The organism is Phenylobacterium sp. 58.2.17, from assembly GCF_026411515.1.
GTDB lineage: Bacteria > Pseudomonadota > Alphaproteobacteria > Caulobacterales > Caulobacteraceae > Phenylobacterium.
Genome location: NZ_JAPMTQ010000022.1, coordinates 25,928 through 43,583, shown reverse-complemented (window position 1 = coordinate 43,583; position 17,656 = coordinate 25,928). Strand labels below are relative to the sequence as shown.

Here is a 17,656-nt window from a genome sequence, read left to right as displayed (position 1 = left end):
CACGCTCCGGCGGGTTCTTCTTTTTCGGCGCTGGGGCCCTGCTCCTAGGCCGGAACAGACGGCCGAGCGGTGCTGAGGCGGGCCAGGCGCCCGTGGATGATCTCCTCGGCCTCGCGAACGATGCGGCTGATCAGCTCCTCGCAGGACGGGATGTCGTGGATCAGCCCCTGGACCATGCCGGCCGACCAGATGCCGTGCTCGGGATCGCCGGCCTCGTAGACCACCTTGCCGCGGGCGCCGGCGACCAGGTCCTTGACGTCCTCGAACTTGGCGCCGCCGCGCCGCTCGATCGCCACCACCTCGTCGGAGACCGCGTTCTTCGCCACCCGCGCGGTGTTGTGCATGGTGCGGAAGATCAGGTTGGTGGCGCGCTCGTCGTTGGCGACGATCTGCTCCTTCACCTTCTGGTGGATCGGGCTTTCCTTGGTGCACATGAAGCGGGTGCCCATGTTGACGCCGTCGGCGCCCAGGGCCAGCGCCGCGACCAGGCCGCGCGCGTCGCCGAAGCCGCCCGAGGCGATCATCGGGATCTTCACCTTGTCGGCCGCGGCCGGGATCAGGATCAGGCCGGGGATGTCGTCCTCGCCCGGATGGCCGGCACATTCGAAGCCGTCGATCGAGATCGCGTCCACGCCCATCCGCTCGGCCGACAGCGCGTGGCGGACCGCCGTGCACTTGTGGATCACCTTGATGCCGTGCGCCTTGAAGTGGTCGACGTGCTCCTGCGGCTTGTAGCCGGCGGTCTCCACCACCGTCACGCCCGCGTCGATGATCGCCTGGCGGTACTCCGCATAGGGCGGCGGCGTGATCGCCGGCAGGATGGTCAGGTTCACGCCGAACGGCTTGTCCGTCAGCTTGCGGCAGCGGTCGATCTCACGCCGCAGGTCGTCCGGCGTCGGCTGGGTCAGGGCGGTGATGAAGCCCAGCCCCCCGGCGTTCGCCACCGCGGCGACCAGCTCGGCGCGGCCGACCCACTGCATGCCGCCCTGGACGATCGGGTGCTCGACGCCCACGAGCTCGGTGAAACGGGTCTTCAAGGCCATCGCGCCCTCCAAACATCTGTTTGGACGACCAAAAACCTACGACGCCGCGTCAGGCAAGCCCTAGGTGACGGCGCACAGCCCTCGATGAGGGCGCCGCGAGCGCACGCCTACTGCAGGCCTGAGCGGCCGATGGCGTAGAAGCGGTCGGCGCGCTGCTTCTTCAGCTGCTCGGCGCTCATGTCGGCGATCTTGGCCAGTTCGTCGGCGATCACCTCGCCGACCGCCGCGACCATCGCCTCCTTGTCGGAATGCGCGCCGCCCGGCGGCTCCGGGATGATCCGGTCGACGATCTTCATGCCGATCAGGTCCTGGGCGGTGATCTTCATCGCCTTGGCCGCTTCCTCGGCGGTGCGCGCGCCGCGCCACAGGATCGAGTTGGCGCCCTCAGGCGGGATCACCGAATAGATCGCGTGCTCCAGGATCAGCACCCGGTTGCCGCAGGCGATGCCCAGCGCCCCGCCCGAGCCGCCCTCGCCGGTGACGATGGCGATCATCGGCACCTCCAGCATCAGGCTCTTCTCGGTCGAGCGGGCGATGGCCTCGGCCACGCCGCGTTCCTCCGAGCCGACGCCCGGATAGGCGGCCGGGGTGTCGACGAAGCTGATGACCGGCAGGTTGAACCGCTCGGCCAGCTCCATCAGGCGAATGGCCTTGCGATAGCCCTCAGGCCGCGCATAGCCGAAATTGTGCTTCACCCGGCTGACGGTGTCGCGGCCCTTCTCATGGCCCATCACCACCACCGGCTGGCCGCGGAACCGGCCGAGGCCGCCGATCAGCGCCTGGTCGTCGGCGAACTTGCGGTCGCCGCGCAGCTCGACGAACTCGTCGATCAGCCCGCCGACATAGTCGATGAAGTGCGGCCGGTCCGGATGGCGCGCGACCTGGGTCTTCTGCCAGGCGTCCAGCTTCGAATAGGCTTGGCGGCGGACTTCCTGGGCGCGGGCGCGCAGCGCCTCGATCTCTGCGTCCAGGGTTCCCGAGCCGGTCGTCTCCGACAGCTTGGACAGTTCCTCGATCTTCGCTTCGAGGTCGGCGATGGGGCGCTCGAACTCGAGATAGTGTGCGGCCATTCGAGGAATCTTCTCTTTCCGTTTGCGGAAGCGGCGGAAACTAGGCTCGAAGCGCCCGCCTCACAACCCCGAGGAACAGCCATCAGGCGCCCTGCGTCAAGCCGCCAGCGCCCCGCGCCCGCGACGGGCCGGCCCACCTCACGTTTTGTTGCGGACCAGGGAGTCCGCCGAGGGGCCTCGCCAGGACCGCCCTCGCCGCCGCGCGAACGGGTCCCAGGCGGCCGCTTCATGGCTTCCGGGACGACACTGTTTGGAGTTCGGCCCTACTTCTTCGCCAGCGGATGCTTGCTCGCCACCACCTCGCGCAGCCGCTCGCCGGCGACGTGGGTGTAGATCTGGGTGGTGGCGATGTCGGCGTGGCCGAGCAGCTTCTGCACCACCCGCAGGTCGGCCCCGCCCTCCAGCAGATGGGTCGCGAAGGCGTGGCGCAGCACGTGCGGGCTGACCCGGGCCGGATCGATTCCGGCGTCGGCCGCCGCCTCGTCCAACAGCTGGGCGAACCGCCGCGGCGTCAGCCGCCCGGCCTTGCTGCGCGACGGGAACAGCCACGGGTTCGCCGCGTCGCCCTTCGGCAGGAACCCCTTGCGGACTTCCAGATAGGCCTTCACCGCCGCCCGCGCGGCGTCGTTCAGCGGCGCCAGCCGCTCCTTGCCGCCCTTGCCCTTGACGATCAGATAGGCCGGGTCGCGCGCCAGCACCGCCAGCGGCAGCGCCGTCAGCTCCGAAATCCGCAAGCCGGAGGCGTAGGCCAGCTCGACCATGCAGGCCAGCCGCAGCCCCTGCGCCCCGTCCCGCGCCCCGGCCGCAGCGATGATCGCGTCGACCTCGGCCCGGCTCAGCACCTTGGGCAGCGGCCGGCCCTTCTTGGGGGCGTCGACCCTCCGCGAGGGATCGTCCGCCCGCCAGCCCTCGCCCAGCACGAAGCGGTAGAACTGCCGCACCGCCGAACGCCGCCGCGCCGCCGTCGCCGGCGACATGCCGCGGTCGCTGAGCGCGGCGAAATAGGCCTCGATCTGTTCAGGCCCAGCGTTGCTCAGGTCCACGCCGCGCCCTTTCAGGAACGCCTGGGCGTCGGCCAGGTCCTTGCCGTAGGCGGTCAGGGTGTTCCTGGCGCTGGCCCGCTCGCCGGCCATCATCTCCAGGAAGGCCTCGATCCAGTCTGCGCCGCTCATCGTTGCGCCAGCAGCCCTTCGACCGCGAAGGCTCGCGCCTCGGCGTCCAGCCCGGCCAGCCGCAGCGCCCGCACGATTCGCGCCCGGTCGCCGGTCGCAGGTCCCGCAGGCCCCGCCTCGACGCTGATCCACAGCGCCAGCAACGCGGTTTCTCCCATCAGGCGCGCCTCGCCGGCCAGGTCCAGCGCCAGGCCGCGCGCCACGCTTGCCTTGCCGGCCTCGGCGCCGACGAACTTGGCGAACTCGCCGCGGGCCTGCGGGGTCATCGGCGCGCCCAGCGCCGCCAGCAGGATCGCCGCGTTCTGCATCTTGCCGCGGCTCTTGGCGCCTTCGACCGCGCCGCGCTCGACCAGCCGGTCCAGGGTCGGCCCGTCCGGCTTGCCGCTCGCCGCGGCGATCAGCGCGTCGAGCAGCGCCAGTTCGTTGACCGGCGTGGCGTCCGCTGTCAGCCCGGCCCGCAGGCTCTGCGCCCCGGCCAGGTCGCCCGCAGCCACCGCCGCCATCGCCGCTTTCAGCGGTCCCGGCCCGGCCTCGATGCTCCAGCTCGCCGGTCCCGGCTCACCGGCCGCCAGCGCCGCGGCCACCGCCGGCGCCGGCGTCGCGGCCGCCAGGTCCAGCCCCAGGCTGCGCGACAGCGCATAGTCCAATCCGCTGCGCAGCGAGGCCGCCCCCGGATCGCCGGCCCCGGCCAGCTTGGCGCCCATCAGCCGTCCGAAGGTCGCATCCCGCGCCACGCCTTGGGCCAGGTCGAAGGTCAGCCGCGCCGCCCCCGTCTGTCCGTCGCGCGCCTGGCAATAGGCCCGCAGCCGCAGCCAGTAGACGTCCTCGCGGCCGCTCGCCAGGCGCTCGGCGATGCCGCAGGCCCGTTCGTCCTGCCCCGCCAGCAGCGCCGCCTCGGCGCCGGCCTGCGCCATCACCGGATTGCTCTCCAGGCCTGAGGTCCGCGACAGGATCGCGCCGGCGTCCTTGATCCCGCCCTGGGCGATCAGCGCGGCGATCCGCGCGCCGGCCAACTCGCGGTCCTGCCCTGCGCCCTCCGGGCCGTTCGCCCCCGTCGCCAGCACCCTTCGGGCCAGCGCCGCGGCGGCCGGCGACAGCGGCCTGGCCGCCAGCAGCGGCAACACCGTGCGCGCCGTCTCCACCGAGGCTCCGCGCCACAGGTCGGGCGGCAGGCCGGTGTCGCGCGCCCCGTTGGAGAACGCGTCGGGCGCGGCCAGGGGCGTGACTTCGACCGCGGGCTGGGAGAGGGCGGGAGCGGCGCCGATCAGCAGGGCGCCGAGCGTCATGACGGTAAGCGTGCGGCTCATCCTCACCTTCATGGCAGTACGGTCAACTTGGCGTCGAGGCACATGCTCGTGTAAGACCCTCCCCGTTCATGGACCGTTACTCACCGCTGCGCGCCCGCACCATCACCCTCGTGGGCCTGATGGGGGTCGGCAAATCAAGCGTCGGCCGCCGCCTCGCCAACGCGCTCGACCTGCCGTTCAAGGACGCCGACGTCGAGATTGAGGCCGCCGCCGGCCGCTCGATTCCCGACATCTTCGCCGAGATGGGCGAGCCGGCCTTCCGCGAGGGCGAGCGCCGGGTGATCGCCCGGCTGCTCGAGAACCCGCCCCACGTGCTGGCCACCGGCGGCGGCGCCTTCATGAACGACGAGACCCGCGCTCTGATCAAGGAACGCTCGATCTCGGTCTGGCTGAAGGCCGACCTCGACGTGCTGGTCCGCCGCGTCTCGCGCAAGGACAGCCGCCCGCTGCTCTCCGGCAAGGACCCGCTGGCCGTCCTCACCGAGCTCGCCGAGAAGCGCTATCCCGTCTACGCCCAGGCCGACATCATGGTGGAGACCGGCGACACCGCCCACCACGTCACCGTCGACCAGGTGATCCGCGCCCTGACCGCATTCCTCGAGGAAAGAGCTTCATGAGCCGCACCGTCCGCGTTGGCCTGGGCGAGCGCGCCTACGACGTCGTGGTCGGCGGGGGGTTGCTGGACAAGGCTGGCGTCCTCCTCGCCCCGCTGCTCAAGCAGGGCCGCACTGCAATCGTCAGCGACGAGACGGTCTGGAAGCTGCACGGCGAGCGTCTCACCAAAGCCCTCGCCGCCGCCGGGATCTCGTCCCAGGCCATCGTCGTCCCGCCGGGCGAGCCGTCCAAGAGCTGGGAGGGCCTGGCCGAGGTCAGCGACCGCCTGCTGGAGCTGGAGCTGGACCGCGGCGACCTGATCGTCGCCTTCGGCGGCGGCGTGGTCGGCGATCTCGCCGGCTTTGCGGCCGCGATCTACAAGCGCGGCATCGACTTCGTTCAGATCCCCACCACCCTGCTGGCTCAGGTGGATTCGTCCGTCGGCGGAAAGACCGCGATCGACACCCCGCGCGGCAAGAACCTGATCGGCGCCTTCCACCAGCCGCGGCTGGTCCTCGCCGACCTCGACCTCCTGGCCACCCTGCCCGGGCGTGAAGTGCGCGCCGGCTATGCCGAGGTCATCAAGTACGGCCTGCTCGGCGACGTCGCCTTCTTCGAGTGGCTGGAGGCCAACGGCCCGGCCGTGCTGGCCGGCGATCCCGACGCCCTGGCCTACGCCGTCGCCCGCTCGGTGGAGATGAAGGCCGAAATCGTCGAGGCCGACGAAAAGGAAGCCGGCCGCCGCGCCCTGCTCAACCTTGGCCACACCTTCGGCCACGCGCTGGAGGCCGAGACCGGCTACGGCGAGGCCCTGCTGCACGGCGAGGCCGTGGCCGCCGGCAGCGCCATCGCCTTCCGCTTCTCCGCCGCCCAGGGCCTGTGCTCGCCCCAGGACGCCCAGCGCGCCGAGCGCGCCATCGCCGCCGCCGGCCTGCCGACCCGCCTCGATCAGGTCGGCTCGGGCGCCTTCGACGCGGCCAAGCTCGTGCGCCACATGGGCCAGGACAAGAAGGCCGAGGGCGGCCGCCTGACCTTCATTCTCGCCCGCGCCCTGGGCGAGGCCTTCGTCGCCAAAAACGTCGACGGCCAGGCCGTGAGCGACTTCCTGGTCGCCGAAGGCGCGCTCCCGTGACGATCGTCGCCGTCCTCGCGGGCCTGGCGCCCGTGCTGGTCGTCCTGCTCTCGCTCTCGGGGCTGATCTCCGCGGCCGAAACCTCGATGACCGCCGCCAGCCGCGCGCGGATGCATCAGCTTGAGCGCGACGGCGACCGGGCCGCGGCCCGCATCAACCGCATGATGGCCGATCAGGAGAAGATGATCGGGGCGATCCTGCTCTCGAACAACGTCATCAACATCGGCGCCTCGGCCCTGACCACGGTGGCGCTGTCCACCGCCTTCCCCGGCCCGGTCGGCGCGCTGATCGCCACCGCGGTGATGACCGTGCTGATCGTGGTGTTCAGCGAGATCCTGCCCAAGACCCTGGCCATCGCCCGCGCCGACGACGTCGCGCGCTTCCTGTCCATCCCGACCTGGTGGGTGGTGCGGATCTTCGGCCCGCTGGCCAACGGCGCCCAGTGGATCGTGCGTCAGACCCTGCGCCCGTTCGGCATCAAGCTGTCGATGGAGACCGACGTCCTCGCCGCCCACGAGGAGATCCGCGGCGCGGTCGAGTATCACCACTCCGAGGGCCTGGTGGAGGCCAGCGACCGCCACATGCTGGGCGGCGTGCTCGACCTGTCGGAGATGGACGTCACCCAGGTCATGGTCCATCGCCGCTCGATCGCGATGATCGACGCGGCCCTGACGCCCAAGGAGCTCCTGGCCGAGCTGCTGGAAACCGGCCACAGCCGCGTGCCGCTCTACCGCGACGATCCGGAGAACATCGTCGGCGTGCTGCACGCCAAGGACGTGCTGACCGCCCTGGCCGGCGCGCCGCTCGAGGCGATCGACCTGCCGGCCCTGGCCCGCGAGCCGTGGTTCATCCCCGAGACCACCTCGCTCAAGGAGCAGCTCGCCGCCTTCCTCAAGCGCCAGAGCCACTTCGCCCTGGTGGTCGACGAGTACGGAGCCCTGCAGGGCCTGATCACCCTGGAAGACATCCTTGAGGAGATCGTCGGCGAGATCGAGGACGAGCACGACAGCGCCCTGGAAGGCGTCCGCCGCCAGGCCGACGGCGCGGTGGTCGTCGATGGCTGGGTGGCGATCCGCGACCTCAACCGCGCCCTCGACTGGGACCTGCCCGACGACGACGCCGTCACCGTCGCCGGCCTGGTCATTCATGCGGCCCAGACCATCCCCAAGGTCGGACAGACCTGGACCTTCTACGGTCATCGTTTCCAGATCGTCCGGCGCGAGCGCAACCAGATCACCGTGATCAAGATTTCGCCGCCCCAGGCGCGCGCTCAAGACTAGATCTTTGGGCTTAGCCTCTTGACCTAGAAGAGAAAAGAACTTTGGTTTGCGGTCCAAGTCAGCACAGTTCTGGGACGCCGCGCGAAACCGTGAGCATGACTGAGACGACGTCCGCCAGGATGCAAGCGCTCGAGGCGAGCCTGGCGAGCGCCCGCGCCGCCCTCGCCGAGGAAACCGTCCGCGCCGACGCCCTCAACCGCATCGCCGCGGCCATCGGGGCCGGCGGCGATCTCGACCAGGTCGTGCAGACCGTCGTCGACGGCGGGGTGGAGCTGACCGGCGCCGCCTTCGGCGCCTTTTTCTACACGGCCTTCGACGACAACGGCGACACCCTCACCCTCTATTCGCTGTCGGGCGCGCCGCGCACGGCCTTCGACCACTTCCCGATGGTCCGCAAGACCGCGGTCTTCGCCCCCACCTTCGACGGCGAAGGCATCCTGCGCAGCGACGACATCACGATCGACCCGCGCTACGGCCGCAACGCGCCGTTCCACGGCATGCCCAAGGGGCACTTGCCGGTGCGAAGCTATATGGGCGTGCCGGTGATCTCGCGTTCGGGCGAGGTGCTGGGCGCGCTGCTGTTCGGCCACCCCGACCCGGGGCGCTTCTCCGAGCGGCTGGAGCACCTGATGGCCGGGGTCGGCGCCCAGGCGGCGGTCGCCATCGACAACGTCCGCCTCCACCAGGCCGCCCGCGCCGAGGTCCGCGAACGCGCCCTGGCCGAGGAACGCCAGCGGCTGCTGCTCAACGAGCTGAACCATCGGGTCAAAAACACCCTGGCCTCGGTGCAATCCCTGGCCCGCCAGAGCCTCGTTAACGCCAAGGATATCGACACCTACTACAAGGCTTTCGAATCCCGGCTGATGGCGCTCTCGCAGACCCACAACCTGCTCACTGCCCAGAACTGGGAAGGCGCCAGCCTGTTCGACATCCTGGCCGCAGAACTGCGCCCCTACGGCGGCGGGCGAGAGGACGGCGGCGCGCGCTTCAGCCTCAAGGGCGACCAGGACGTGCGCCTGCGCCCCAAGGCGGCGGTCGCCCTCGGCATGGCGTTCCACGAGCTGGCCACCAACGCGCTCAAATACGGCGCGCTGTCGACGCCCGGCGGCCACGTGGCGCTGCGCCTGCGCCTGGAAGACCGGCAGTCCGACCGCCGGCTGATGATCGAATGGACCGAATCTGGCGGGCCGGCGGTGGTCCGCCCCGAGCGCCGGGGCTTCGGCAGCCGGCTTCTCGAACGCGGCCTTGCGGGAGAACTCGCTGGGCGGGTCAGACTGGACTATCATCCGGCGGGGTTGTCCTGCCGGATGGATCTTCCCCTTCACGTCCTGGAGCCCTCCGAATGACCGGACTTAGCGACCTGGCCGGCCTGCGGGTCCTCGTGGTCGAAGACGAGATGATGGTCTCGATGCTGATCGAGGACATGCTCGAAGACCTGGGCTGCAAGGTGGTCGGGCCCGCCTCCCGGCTCGAGGAGGCCATCGAGCTGGCCAACAGCGTCGAGCTCGACTGCGCGGTGCTGGACGTCAACCTCGGCGGCCAGCCGATCTTCCCGCTCGCCGACCTGCTGCGCGAAAAAGGCGCCCCCTTCGCCTTCGCCACCGGCTATGGCGACGCCGGCCTGCGCGACGCCGACAAGGGCTCCCCGGTCCTGCAGAAACCCTTCCGCGAAGGCGACCTCGCCCGCATCCTCGGCGAACTGCTGCCGCGGGTGGGGTAGCGCGCTGGCTGTCATCCCGGTTTGCGAAGCAAGACCGGGGCCCATGAACGCCTGATCTCGCAAGCTGCGGCACGGCCGAACCAATTTCCGCAGCTATGGAGATATTGATCCCGGACAGCCGCTCCGCGACGTCCGAGGGGACGCCGCGTTCCTACAGCCCCTTCGCCATCAGCCCGGCCAGCACCTTGTCCGGGGTCATCGGATAGTCGCGCAGCCGCACGCCCGTGGCGTTGTAGATGGCGTTGGCGATCGCCGCCCCGGCCCCGGCGATGCCGAGCTCGCCGACCCCCTTGATCCCCATCGGATTGGCCTTGTCGTCGGCCTCCTCCAGGAACATCGAGTCCAGGTCGACGATGTCGGCGTGCACCGGCGCCAGGTATTCGGCCATGTCCTGGGCGACGAACGAGCCGAAGCGCGGATCGACGGCGTTGACCTCGGTCAGCGCCGTGCCGACGCCCCAGATCATCCCGCCTGTGATCTGGCTCTTGGCGGTCTTGGCGTTGAGGATCCGCCCGGCGGCGAACACCCCGAACATCCTGCGCAGCCGCACCTCGCCGGTGACCTGGTTCACCCCCACCTCGGCGAAGTGGGCGCCGTAGGTGTGCTGGGAATAGTCGCGCGCGTCGGCGGCCGGCGAGATCGAGCCTTCGACATAGACCCCCTCCGGCGCGGCCCGCCCGACCAGCGCCGCCAGCGTCTCGCTGCGGTTCTCGATGGCGATGTTCCCGTTCTCGAAGGTCACGTACTCGGCCGGCCCGCCATAGAGCGGCGAATTCGGATCGCCCACCGCCAGCTCGGTCAGCGCCCGGCGCAGGTTCATCCCGGCCTCGAACGCGGCCGAGCCGGCCGTCGCCGCCCCGAATTGGCCGCCCGATCCGGGGGCCGGCGGGAAGTCGGAGTCGCCGATCTCGACCCGCACATGGCCCAGCGGCACGCCCAGGGTCTCGGCGGTGATCTGCGCCAGGATCGTATAGGTGCCGGTGCCGATGTCGGTCATGCCCTGGCGCAGGGTGATGATCCCGCCGGCGTCGATCCGCACCCCCGCCTTGGCCGGCAGCAGGAAGTTGCCGCGGATCGCTGCGGCCATGCCCATGCCGACCAGCCAGCGGCCGTCGCGGATCTGGCCGGGCACCGGATTGCGCCGCTCCCAGCCGAACCGCTGCGCGCCCTCGGTCATGCAGCGCACCAGCTGGCGGATCGAGAACGGCTTGCCGGTCTCCGGGTCGATCTCCGGCTCGTTGCGGATGCGCAGCTCGATGGGGTCAAGGCCCAGCTTCTCGGCCAGCTCGTCCATCGCGCATTCCAGGCTCAGCATGCCCGGCGCCTCGCCCGGCGCACGCATGGGGCCGGCGTGCGGCAGGTCCATCCGCACCAGCCGGTGGCCGGTGAGGCGGTTGGGCGCGGCGTAGAGATTGCGCGCGAAATTGGCCGCGTGCTCGGTGAAGGTCGCCGCCCGCGCACAGTGCGTCGTCGCCTCGACGGCGAAGGCGGTCAGCCGCCCGTCCGGCTCGGCCCCCAGCCGCACGCGCATGTTCACCGCCGGGCGGTGGATGGTGCCGTGGAACATCTGCTGGCGGCTGTAGGCGACCTTGACCGGCCGCCCCAGCGCCCGCGCCGCCAGCGCCGACAGCGTCAGGTCGTCATAGGACTGACCCTTCCCGCCGAACCCGCCGCCGATGTAGCGGGTCAGCAGGTGCACGTCGGCGGACGGGATCGCCAGGGTCTCGGCCAGCGCATGCTGGCCGCCCTTCACCATCTGGATCGAGGTGTGGACCGTGACCTTGTCGCCCTCCCACCAGGCGATGGTCGCGCAGGGCTCCATCTGCACGTGGTTCTGGATCGGGCTGAAATAGGTCTCGTCCACCGTCACCGGCGCGGCGGCGAAGGCGCCGGGGAAGTCGCCGATGTGCACGTCCTCCTCGTCCGGCGGCAGGGTCGCCTGGTCGAAGCTGGCCAGGAAGTCGACCACCGCCGGCTCGGCCGCATACTCGACCTTGACCAGATCGGCCGCCGCTCGCGCGTTCTCGAAGGTGTCGGCGACCACGAAGGCGATGGTCTGGCCGTAGTACTCGACCTGATCGCTCGCCAGCGCCGGGTTGGAGGCCCGCTGGCTGCGCGGATTGGCCCGCGTCCCGCGCGGGGCCTGGGCCGGCGCGTTCAGGTGCGTCCAGACCAGCTGCACGCCCGGCGCGGCCTCGGCGGCCGCGGTGTCGACCGCCGTCACCTTCCCGCGGGGGATCGTGGCTGTGACCAGCACCCCGATGGCCGGCGGCGAGGGCGCCAGCGTGTCATAGGCGTAGGGCGCGGTCCCGGTGACCTTCAGGGCGCCTTCGTAGCGGTCGACGCCCTTGCCGATCACGCCGCCGCGGTTCTCGGTGACAGGGTTGGGCGCAGCCCAGTCTTGGACGGAGGTCATCGGGCGCTCCCGGCGTCTTCGATGGTCGCCGCGGCCAGGCGGCGGACCAGGGCGATCTTGTGCGTGCGGCGGTCATCGGCGTCGGCGCGCGCCAGTTCGGCGGTCGCCGCCTCGGCCGCGCTCGCCCCGGCCGCCAGGGCCTCCTCGGCCCGTTCCGCGCGCCAGGGTTTGTGGGCCACGGCGCCGAACGCGACCCGACCGCCGGCCACCGCCACCATGGCCAGGCCGTGAGCGTAGGACGCGCGGTCGCGGACCTTGGCGTAGGCCTGACCGCCGGCCGGCGGCGGCGGCAGCACCACCGCGGTGATCAGCTCGCCCGCCGCCAGGTCGGTTTCCACCTGCGGCGTCGCGCCGGGCAGCCGGTGCAGCGCCTCGACCTTGATCGACCGCGTTCCGCCGTCCGGGGTCATGGTCTCGACGCTGGCGTCCAGCGCCGTCAGCGCCACCGCCATGTCCGAAGTGTGGGTGGCGATGCAGGCCTCGCTGGCCCCGAAGATCGCCCCATAGCCGCCCGGTCCGCCCAGCGCGCTGCAACCCGAGCCCGGCTGGCGCTTGTTGCAGGGCTTGGCGGTGTCGTAGAAGTAGTCGCAGCGCGTCCGCTGCAGCAGGTTGCCGGCCGTCGTCGCCTTGTTGCGCAGCTGGCCCGAGGCGCCGGCCAGGATCGCCCGCGCCAGCACCGGATAGAGCTCGCGCACCTTCGGATGGGCCGCCAGCTTGGCGTTGGTCATCGCCCCGCCGATCCGCAGGCCGCCCTCCTCCGTCGCCTCGATCCCGGCGAACGGCAGCCGCCCGACGTCGACCAGGTGGGTCGGCGCCTCGATCTCCAGCTTCATCAGGTCCAGCAGGTTGGTGCCGCCGGCCAGGAACTTGGCGCCCGGATTTTCGGCCACCGCCTTGACCGCGGACTTGGCGTCGGCGGCCCGCTCGTAGGTGAACGGCTTCATGCGGCCTCTCCGGCCAGGTCGCGGATCGCCGCCAGGATCTGCGGATAGGCCGAACAGCGGCAGATGTTGCCGCTCATCCGCTCGCGGATCTCGGCGTCGGTCAGCGCGGTCGGCGCGGTCAGGTCGGCGGTCTCCCTGCTGGCCCAGCCGTCGGCCGCCTCCTGCAGCATGCCCACCGTCGAGCAGATCTGCCCCGGCGTGCAGTAGCCGCACTGCAGGGCGTCGTGCTCCAGGAACGCCTGCTGCACCGGATGCAGCGCGCCCGGCTGGCCCAGCCCTTCGATGGTCGTCACCTGGTCGCCGTCGTGCATGGCCAGGATCGACAGGCAGGAGTTGATTCGCACCCCGTTCACCAGCACCGTGCAGGCGCCGCACTGGCCGTGGTCGCAGCCCTTCTTCGAGCCGGTCAGCCCCAGGTGCTCGCGCAGCGCATCCAGCAGGGTGGTCCGCGGGTCAAGGTCCAGCGTTCGCGCCGTCCCGTTCACCGTGATCGTCGTCTGCATCCCCACCTCCCCTGATGTGAGCGCTCACATACGCCGTCATTATGGCGGTCCAGCTACGAACGTTCAAACGCTCGTTCCGGTCCGCCGTGTTGTTTTTACGCGCCTTCTCCCGGCGCCAGCGCCTTGAGCGACAGCGCGTGCACCGGCCCGGCCAGCTCGTCGGCCAGGGCCTTGTAGACCAGCCGCTGGCGCACCACCTTGGACACTCCGGCGAAGGCCGCGGCCTCGATCAGCACATTGAAGTGACTTTCCCCGCCGGGCGTGGCGCCTGCATGACCGGCATGGCGGTCGGAATCGTCGACGACTTCCAGGCGGGTGGGCGAAAACGCCGCGTTCAGCTTGTGGTGGATGGCCTCAAATATGGCGCCCATCGTATCGATGTTCAATTCTTGAAAGGGACTCAGGGAGCTTCATACTTGGGCCATGGCCGGCGCGTTTCAATACAAGCCTAAGTTCGTCGATATCCGTGTGCGTCCCCCCGGTTCGGAGGAGGAGGCAAAGCGGAACGACGATGTCTATGCGCTGAAGCCCGGCGAACGGGCTTGCGACCATCCGGGCTGCCGGACGGCGGCGACGGCGCGCGCGCCCAAGTCGCGCGACATGCTCAACGAGCACTACTGGTTCTGCCAGCCGCACGCGGCCGAGTACAACAAGCAGTGGGACTTCTTCGCCGGCATGAGCGAGGGCGAGATCCGCAACCGCCAGGCCCAGAGCGCCGTCGGCGACCGCCCGACCTGGCAGTTCAAGGCCAGCAAGTTCTCTCGCGAAGCCGCCGGCGCCGCCCACAACTTCGGCAAGGGCGAGGGCTACGCCGACCCGTTCAGCCTGTTCGGGGCCGGCGCACGGCCCAAGCCCAAGGCCGAACCGGTCAACGCCCGCCGGCTCGGCAAGCTCGAGCGCAACGCCCTGGCCGACCTCGACCTCGACGAGGACGCCGACGGCCCGACCATCCGCGCCCGCTACATCGAACTGGTCAAGCGCACCCACCCCGATTCCAACGGCGGCGACCGCTCGGCCGAGCACAAGCTCCAGCGCGTGATCAAGGCCTACCAGGTCCTCAAGAAGGCCAAGATGGCCTGAGGGGCCTAGGCCTCCAGGCTGTCGATCCACACCAGGAACAGGAAGCTGGCGCCCTCGGCCTCGCAGTCTTCTTCGATTTCGACGAGCCGCAGCATCGAACGTCCCACCCGCTCGTCCGCCGCGAGCTCGCTCTCCTCGACCGAACCCTGATAGAGGCCAAGGTCGATCCGAGGGACCTCCAGGCCGCCGCGCAGCTCATAGGCCTCGACGTTGCAGATCAGGTGTCCGCGCGACGCGGCGTATCGTGCGAACTGCGCCAGCTCGCCGGCGCCGTGGACCGCATGTCCCTTGCCGGTCAGTGCGGCCTCGAAGCCGACGCTCAGCTGGCTCTCGTCCATATTCGGAGCCTCGCAGCGCGCGGCGGCGCGCGCAACGCCCTACCCAGGATTTTCCGGAAACCGCTTGGCCTCGTCGCAGATCTCGCACCAGGCCGGCTTGACCGACACCCACTCGTGGAAACCGTTGCGCACCTCCGGGTCGTCGTCCAGGCAGTGGGCGGCGATCGGGAAGGTCTCGGCGTCCGAGGCGATCTCCCCCAGGCCCGTCCCGCAATGGCGGCAGAAGCAGCGCGCGTACTTGAACGGCGGCTCGGGGGCGTAGCTCGCGACCGCCTCGCGCCCGGCGAGCCAGCTCAGGCTGTTACGCGCCACCAGCACGAACGTCCCGGCCCCGGCCTTGCGGCAGCGCGAACAGTGGCACGTGCCCATCATCCTCGGCGGCGCAGTCAGCTCGAACCTGACCGCCCCGCAGTTGCAGCTTCCCCGGATCATCCTCGCCTCCATGTCTGGCGGCCAGGCGGCGGCCTCTACGCGTTGAGCAAACCGTCCAGCTTGCGCAGCTGGCTCTCGTGGCCGGCGCGGGCGCGTTCGGTCCAGACGTCGTCATGCATGGCGTCGAACGTCACGGTGAGCTTCACCCCGTCCGCCGCAGCTCGAAGTTCGACCACGGTGGCCACCTCGTAGGGCGCCACGCCCGGCACGAAGTCGGCCAGCGTCACATAGGCCAGCCGGCCGGGCGGCGAGACCTCGGTGTAGGTCACCCTCGCCTCAGTCGAGATCGGCATGCCCGCGCCCTTCATGAACGCCACCTGTTCCGCCGCCGTGGCGGTCATCAGATAGAGCAGTTCCCCGCCGGGCCTCAGGTCCAGAGAGGTTACGGTGACCTCGAACCCTTCCGGCCCCCACCAGGACTCGATGCCGACCTTGGTGGTCCAGAGAGCCCAGGCCTCGTCGATGGAGGCGGCGTAGGTGCGTTCGATCGAGAACCGGGCCCGCGCGGGCGTCGATGCGTCGCTCATCATGATCTCTCCTGGGAATTCTTGTCGGTCGCCGCTTGGCGTCGCTCGAGAGCGGCGCCGAACCGGTCGAGGCGCGCCTCCCAGTGGCGGCGATAGTCGGCCACCCAGGCGTCGAGCTGATCGAACGCCTCCTTGCGAAGCGAATAGAGGCGCTTCTGTCCGTCCGGGCGCATCTGCACGATCCCGGCGTCCGCCAGGATGCGCAGGTGTCGCGAAACGCCTGACTGGTGGATGTCCATGCGCTCGACGATGTCGCCGACCGCGCACTCGCCCGACTTCATCGCCTCGACGATGCGCAGACGCGCCGGATCGGCCAGGGCATGAAACAGGTTTATATGCTCAATCATAAATATACACATATGCGCATATTTATCGGAAGACAAGCGCCTCGCCGTCAGTCACGCGCTCGCAGCTTGTCCACCAGCGGCGGCCACCGTGTCGAAGGCGACGATGTCAGGCCAGCGGCCGACCCGAAGGGGCGCAACTGGGGTTTAAGCCCACCGCTGCGGCGGCGCCTTGGCCTTGAGCTCCTCCAGCCGCCCGCGCAGTTCGTCCAGGAACGCCTGGCGGTCGCCCTGCCAGTGCAGCGGGTCGCCGACCAGCACCGTGCAGTTCATCGGCACCGGCAGCGCCTCGCCCTTGGGCAGCACCCGGCCCGCGCCCTGCAGCCAGATCGGATAGACCGGCGCCTCGGGCACGTCGGCCGCCAGCCGCGCCACTCCGCTCTTCAGCTGGGCCATCTCCTCGCCGTCGCCGCGCGTGCCCTCCGGGAAGATCAGCACGATGTCGCCGGCCTTCAGCGCCGCACGCACGGGCTCCAGCACGTCGACCCCGGTGCCGGCCTTGTCGCGCGCCACCGGCACGATGCCGATGATGGTGTTCGACAGCCAGCTGATCAGCCCGCCGCGCAGGAAGTAGTCGGCCGCCGCCGCCGGCCGCACCCGGTCCAGCCCCTTCGACGGGTAGAGCGTCAGCATCAGGATGGTGTCCACGTGGCTGGCGTGATTGGCCGCCAGGATCGCCGGCCCCTTCAACGGCAGCTTTTCGCGCCCGACGATGTCGGCCCCGGTGAACACCCGTGCGATCGGGCGGCCGATCAGCACCAGGACGAGGCGGCGGAACCAGCGCATCAGAAGTGATCCAGGGCGAAGTAGGCGAGGATGTGGAAGTAGAGCGGCGCGGTGAAGGTCAGGCTGTCGGCCCGGTCCAGCAGCCCGCCGTGGCCGGGGATCAGCGCGCTGGTGTCCTTGACCCCGATGTCGCGCTTGATGGCGCTCATCGTCACGTCGCCGGCGAAGCCCGCCAGCGGCAGGAAGAGGGCCAGGCAGGCCAGCCCGATCCCGCTCAGCGGCGTGAACACCGGGCCCAGGAACCAGATCAGCGCGCTGGTCGTGATCCAGCCGCCGAGGAAGCCTTCCCAGGTCTTGTTGGGGCTGACCTTGGGCACGATTTTCCGCTTCCCGAACAGCTTGCCCCAGACGTACTGCGCCACGTCGTTGGCCTCGGTGACCACCAGCAGGAAGAACACCAGCCCCACCGCCCCGGCCGGCTGCGCCTCGGCGGCCGGCGTGCGCATCAGGAAGGCGATGTAGCCGAGGTTGTAGACGCAGGCGACGATGGCCCAGTGGAACGTCGCCGTGGTCGCCAGGAACGCCCGCGTCTGGCCGATGCAGGCCATCAGGAACGGGATGATCAGGAACACGTAGGTCGGGATGAACACCCGATAGAGGCCGTAGTCGTCGACGATGATGAAGAGGTAGTTGATCCCCATCGCCACGAACGCCGCCAGCACGATCAGCCGGTCCTCGCGCCGCACCGGGGCCAGCGACAGGAACTCACGCAGGGCGATGAACGAGATCACGATCATCAGCGCCGTGAACGCCTGCCAGCCCAGCAGCAGCGCCCCGGCCAGCAGCGCGATCATCACCCACCACGAGGCGATCCGCTGGCGCAGGTTGGTGAAGTCGCCGGCGGGCTTCAACACCGCCAGCAGGGCGGTGATCGCGACCGCCAGGGTCAGCACGGCCAGCACGCCGCCAAGCCCCCACAGCACCACCGGCGACTGCTGGGCGAAGAACCCCGTGACTGCGTCCATGCG

The 17,656-nt window shown here is 70.3% G+C and carries 20 protein-coding genes; 6 read left to right on the top strand and 14 right to left on the bottom strand.

Going from position 1 to position 17,656, the window contains the following annotated elements:
- Positions 1 to 44: 44 nt before the first annotated feature.
- From OUA97_RS14435 to OUA97_RS14420, 4 genes are all read right to left on the bottom strand, one after another.
- A complete protein-coding gene (locus OUA97_RS14435) occupies positions 45 to 1,043 on the bottom strand; it encodes an NAD(P)H-dependent flavin oxidoreductase (RefSeq protein WP_267232650.1) in 999 nt (332 codons plus the stop codon).
- 107 nt (positions 1,044 to 1,150) lie between these two features.
- A complete protein-coding gene (locus OUA97_RS14430; RefSeq protein WP_267232649.1) occupies positions 1,151 to 2,113 on the bottom strand; it encodes an acetyl-CoA carboxylase carboxyltransferase subunit alpha in 963 nt (320 codons plus the stop codon).
- A gap of 263 nt (positions 2,114 to 2,376) precedes the next feature.
- Positions 2,377 to 3,285, bottom strand: a complete 909-nt coding sequence (locus OUA97_RS14425) for a site-specific tyrosine recombinase XerD (protein ID WP_267232647.1) — start codon at positions 3,283 to 3,285, stop codon at positions 2,377 to 2,379.
- Positions 3,282 to 4,592 (bottom strand): hypothetical protein, encoded by a 1,311-nt coding sequence (locus tag OUA97_RS14420; RefSeq protein ID WP_267232646.1) that lies wholly within the window; start codon positions 4,590 to 4,592, stop codon positions 3,282 to 3,284. Before OUA97_RS14420 ends, OUA97_RS14425 begins: the two co-directional genes overlap by 4 nt.
- Positions 4,593 to 4,660: 68 nt before the next feature.
- Between OUA97_RS14420 and OUA97_RS14415 the strand changes: the two genes are divergently transcribed.
- From OUA97_RS14415 to OUA97_RS14395, 5 genes are all read left to right on the top strand, one after another.
- Complete coding sequence (locus tag OUA97_RS14415) at positions 4,661 to 5,209, top strand: shikimate kinase (RefSeq protein WP_267232644.1); 549 nt, start codon at positions 4,661 to 4,663, stop codon at positions 5,207 to 5,209.
- Positions 5,206 to 6,318, top strand: a complete 1,113-nt coding sequence (gene aroB / locus OUA97_RS14410; RefSeq protein WP_267232642.1) for a 3-dehydroquinate synthase — start codon at positions 5,206 to 5,208, stop codon at positions 6,316 to 6,318. The genes OUA97_RS14415 and aroB overlap by 4 nt, the downstream gene beginning before the upstream one ends.
- A gap of 2 nt (positions 6,319 to 6,320) precedes the next feature.
- Entirely contained in the window at positions 6,321 to 7,598 is a 1,278-nt protein-coding gene (locus tag OUA97_RS14405) for an HlyC/CorC family transporter (protein WP_267232664.1), read from the top strand.
- Positions 7,599 to 7,693: 95 nt separating this feature from the next.
- A complete protein-coding gene (locus tag OUA97_RS14400; protein WP_267232641.1) occupies positions 7,694 to 8,944 on the top strand; it encodes an HWE histidine kinase domain-containing protein in 1,251 nt (416 codons plus the stop codon).
- On the top strand, positions 8,941 to 9,318 hold the full coding sequence (locus OUA97_RS14395) for a response regulator (protein ID WP_267232639.1): 378 nt from the start codon (positions 8,941 to 8,943) through the stop codon (positions 9,316 to 9,318). The genes OUA97_RS14400 and OUA97_RS14395 overlap by 4 nt, the downstream gene beginning before the upstream one ends.
- Before the next feature lie 151 nt (positions 9,319 to 9,469).
- Here OUA97_RS14395 and OUA97_RS14390 read toward each other — a convergent pair whose 3' ends face one another.
- The 4 genes from OUA97_RS14390 to OUA97_RS14375 all read right to left on the bottom strand — a co-directional run bounded on the left by OUA97_RS14390 (position 9,470) and on the right by OUA97_RS14375 (position 13,552).
- The gene (locus OUA97_RS14390) at positions 9,470 to 11,734 is read right to left on the bottom strand and encodes a xanthine dehydrogenase family protein molybdopterin-binding subunit (RefSeq protein WP_267232638.1); all 2,265 of its coding nucleotides are present in this window, start codon (positions 11,732 to 11,734) and stop codon (positions 9,470 to 9,472) included.
- Complete coding sequence (locus tag OUA97_RS14385) at positions 11,731 to 12,678, bottom strand: FAD binding domain-containing protein (RefSeq protein ID WP_267232637.1); 948 nt, start codon at positions 12,676 to 12,678, stop codon at positions 11,731 to 11,733. The genes OUA97_RS14390 and OUA97_RS14385 overlap by 4 nt, the downstream gene beginning before the upstream one ends.
- Positions 12,675 to 13,181: a 2Fe-2S iron-sulfur cluster-binding protein gene (locus OUA97_RS14380; protein WP_267232635.1), complete on the bottom strand. Its 507-nt coding sequence runs from the start codon at positions 13,179 to 13,181 to the stop codon at positions 12,675 to 12,677. The genes OUA97_RS14385 and OUA97_RS14380 overlap by 4 nt, the downstream gene beginning before the upstream one ends.
- 95 nt (positions 13,182 to 13,276) lie before the next feature.
- Positions 13,277 to 13,552 carry a BolA family protein gene (locus tag OUA97_RS14375; protein WP_267232634.1) on the bottom strand — a complete coding sequence of 92 codons (276 nt, stop codon included), beginning with the start codon at positions 13,550 to 13,552 and terminating at the stop codon, positions 13,277 to 13,279.
- 52 nt (positions 13,553 to 13,604) lie between these two features.
- Here OUA97_RS14375 and OUA97_RS14370 point away from each other — a divergent pair, with 52 nt between their 5' ends.
- A complete protein-coding gene (locus OUA97_RS14370) occupies positions 13,605 to 14,261 on the top strand; it encodes a J domain-containing protein (RefSeq protein ID WP_267232632.1) in 657 nt (218 codons plus the stop codon).
- Positions 14,262 to 14,266: 5 nt separating this feature from the next.
- Here OUA97_RS14370 and OUA97_RS14365 read toward each other — a convergent pair whose 3' ends face one another.
- From OUA97_RS14365 to OUA97_RS14340, 6 genes are all read right to left on the bottom strand, one after another.
- Entirely contained in the window at positions 14,267 to 14,599 is a 333-nt protein-coding gene (locus OUA97_RS14365; RefSeq protein WP_267232630.1) for a hypothetical protein, read from the bottom strand.
- 39 nt (positions 14,600 to 14,638) lie between these two features.
- Positions 14,639 to 15,031, bottom strand: coding sequence for a GFA family protein (locus OUA97_RS14360; protein WP_267232628.1), 393 nt, complete (start codon positions 15,029 to 15,031; stop codon positions 14,639 to 14,641).
- Between the two features lie 35 nt (positions 15,032 to 15,066).
- Positions 15,067 to 15,558, bottom strand: a complete 492-nt coding sequence (locus tag OUA97_RS14355; RefSeq protein ID WP_267232626.1) for an SRPBCC family protein — start codon at positions 15,556 to 15,558, stop codon at positions 15,067 to 15,069.
- Positions 15,558 to 15,905, bottom strand: a complete 348-nt coding sequence (locus OUA97_RS14350) for an ArsR/SmtB family transcription factor (RefSeq protein ID WP_267232624.1) — start codon at positions 15,903 to 15,905, stop codon at positions 15,558 to 15,560. The genes OUA97_RS14355 and OUA97_RS14350 overlap by 1 nt, the downstream gene beginning before the upstream one ends.
- A gap of 144 nt (positions 15,906 to 16,049) precedes the next feature.
- Positions 16,050 to 16,688, bottom strand: coding sequence for a lysophospholipid acyltransferase family protein (locus tag OUA97_RS14345; RefSeq protein WP_267232623.1), 639 nt, complete (start codon positions 16,686 to 16,688; stop codon positions 16,050 to 16,052).
- Positions 16,688 to 17,653 (bottom strand): phosphatidate cytidylyltransferase, encoded by a 966-nt coding sequence (locus OUA97_RS14340; RefSeq protein WP_267232622.1) that lies wholly within the window; start codon positions 17,651 to 17,653, stop codon positions 16,688 to 16,690. The genes OUA97_RS14345 and OUA97_RS14340 overlap by 1 nt, the downstream gene beginning before the upstream one ends.
- Between the last annotated feature and the right edge of the window lie 3 nt (positions 17,654 to 17,656).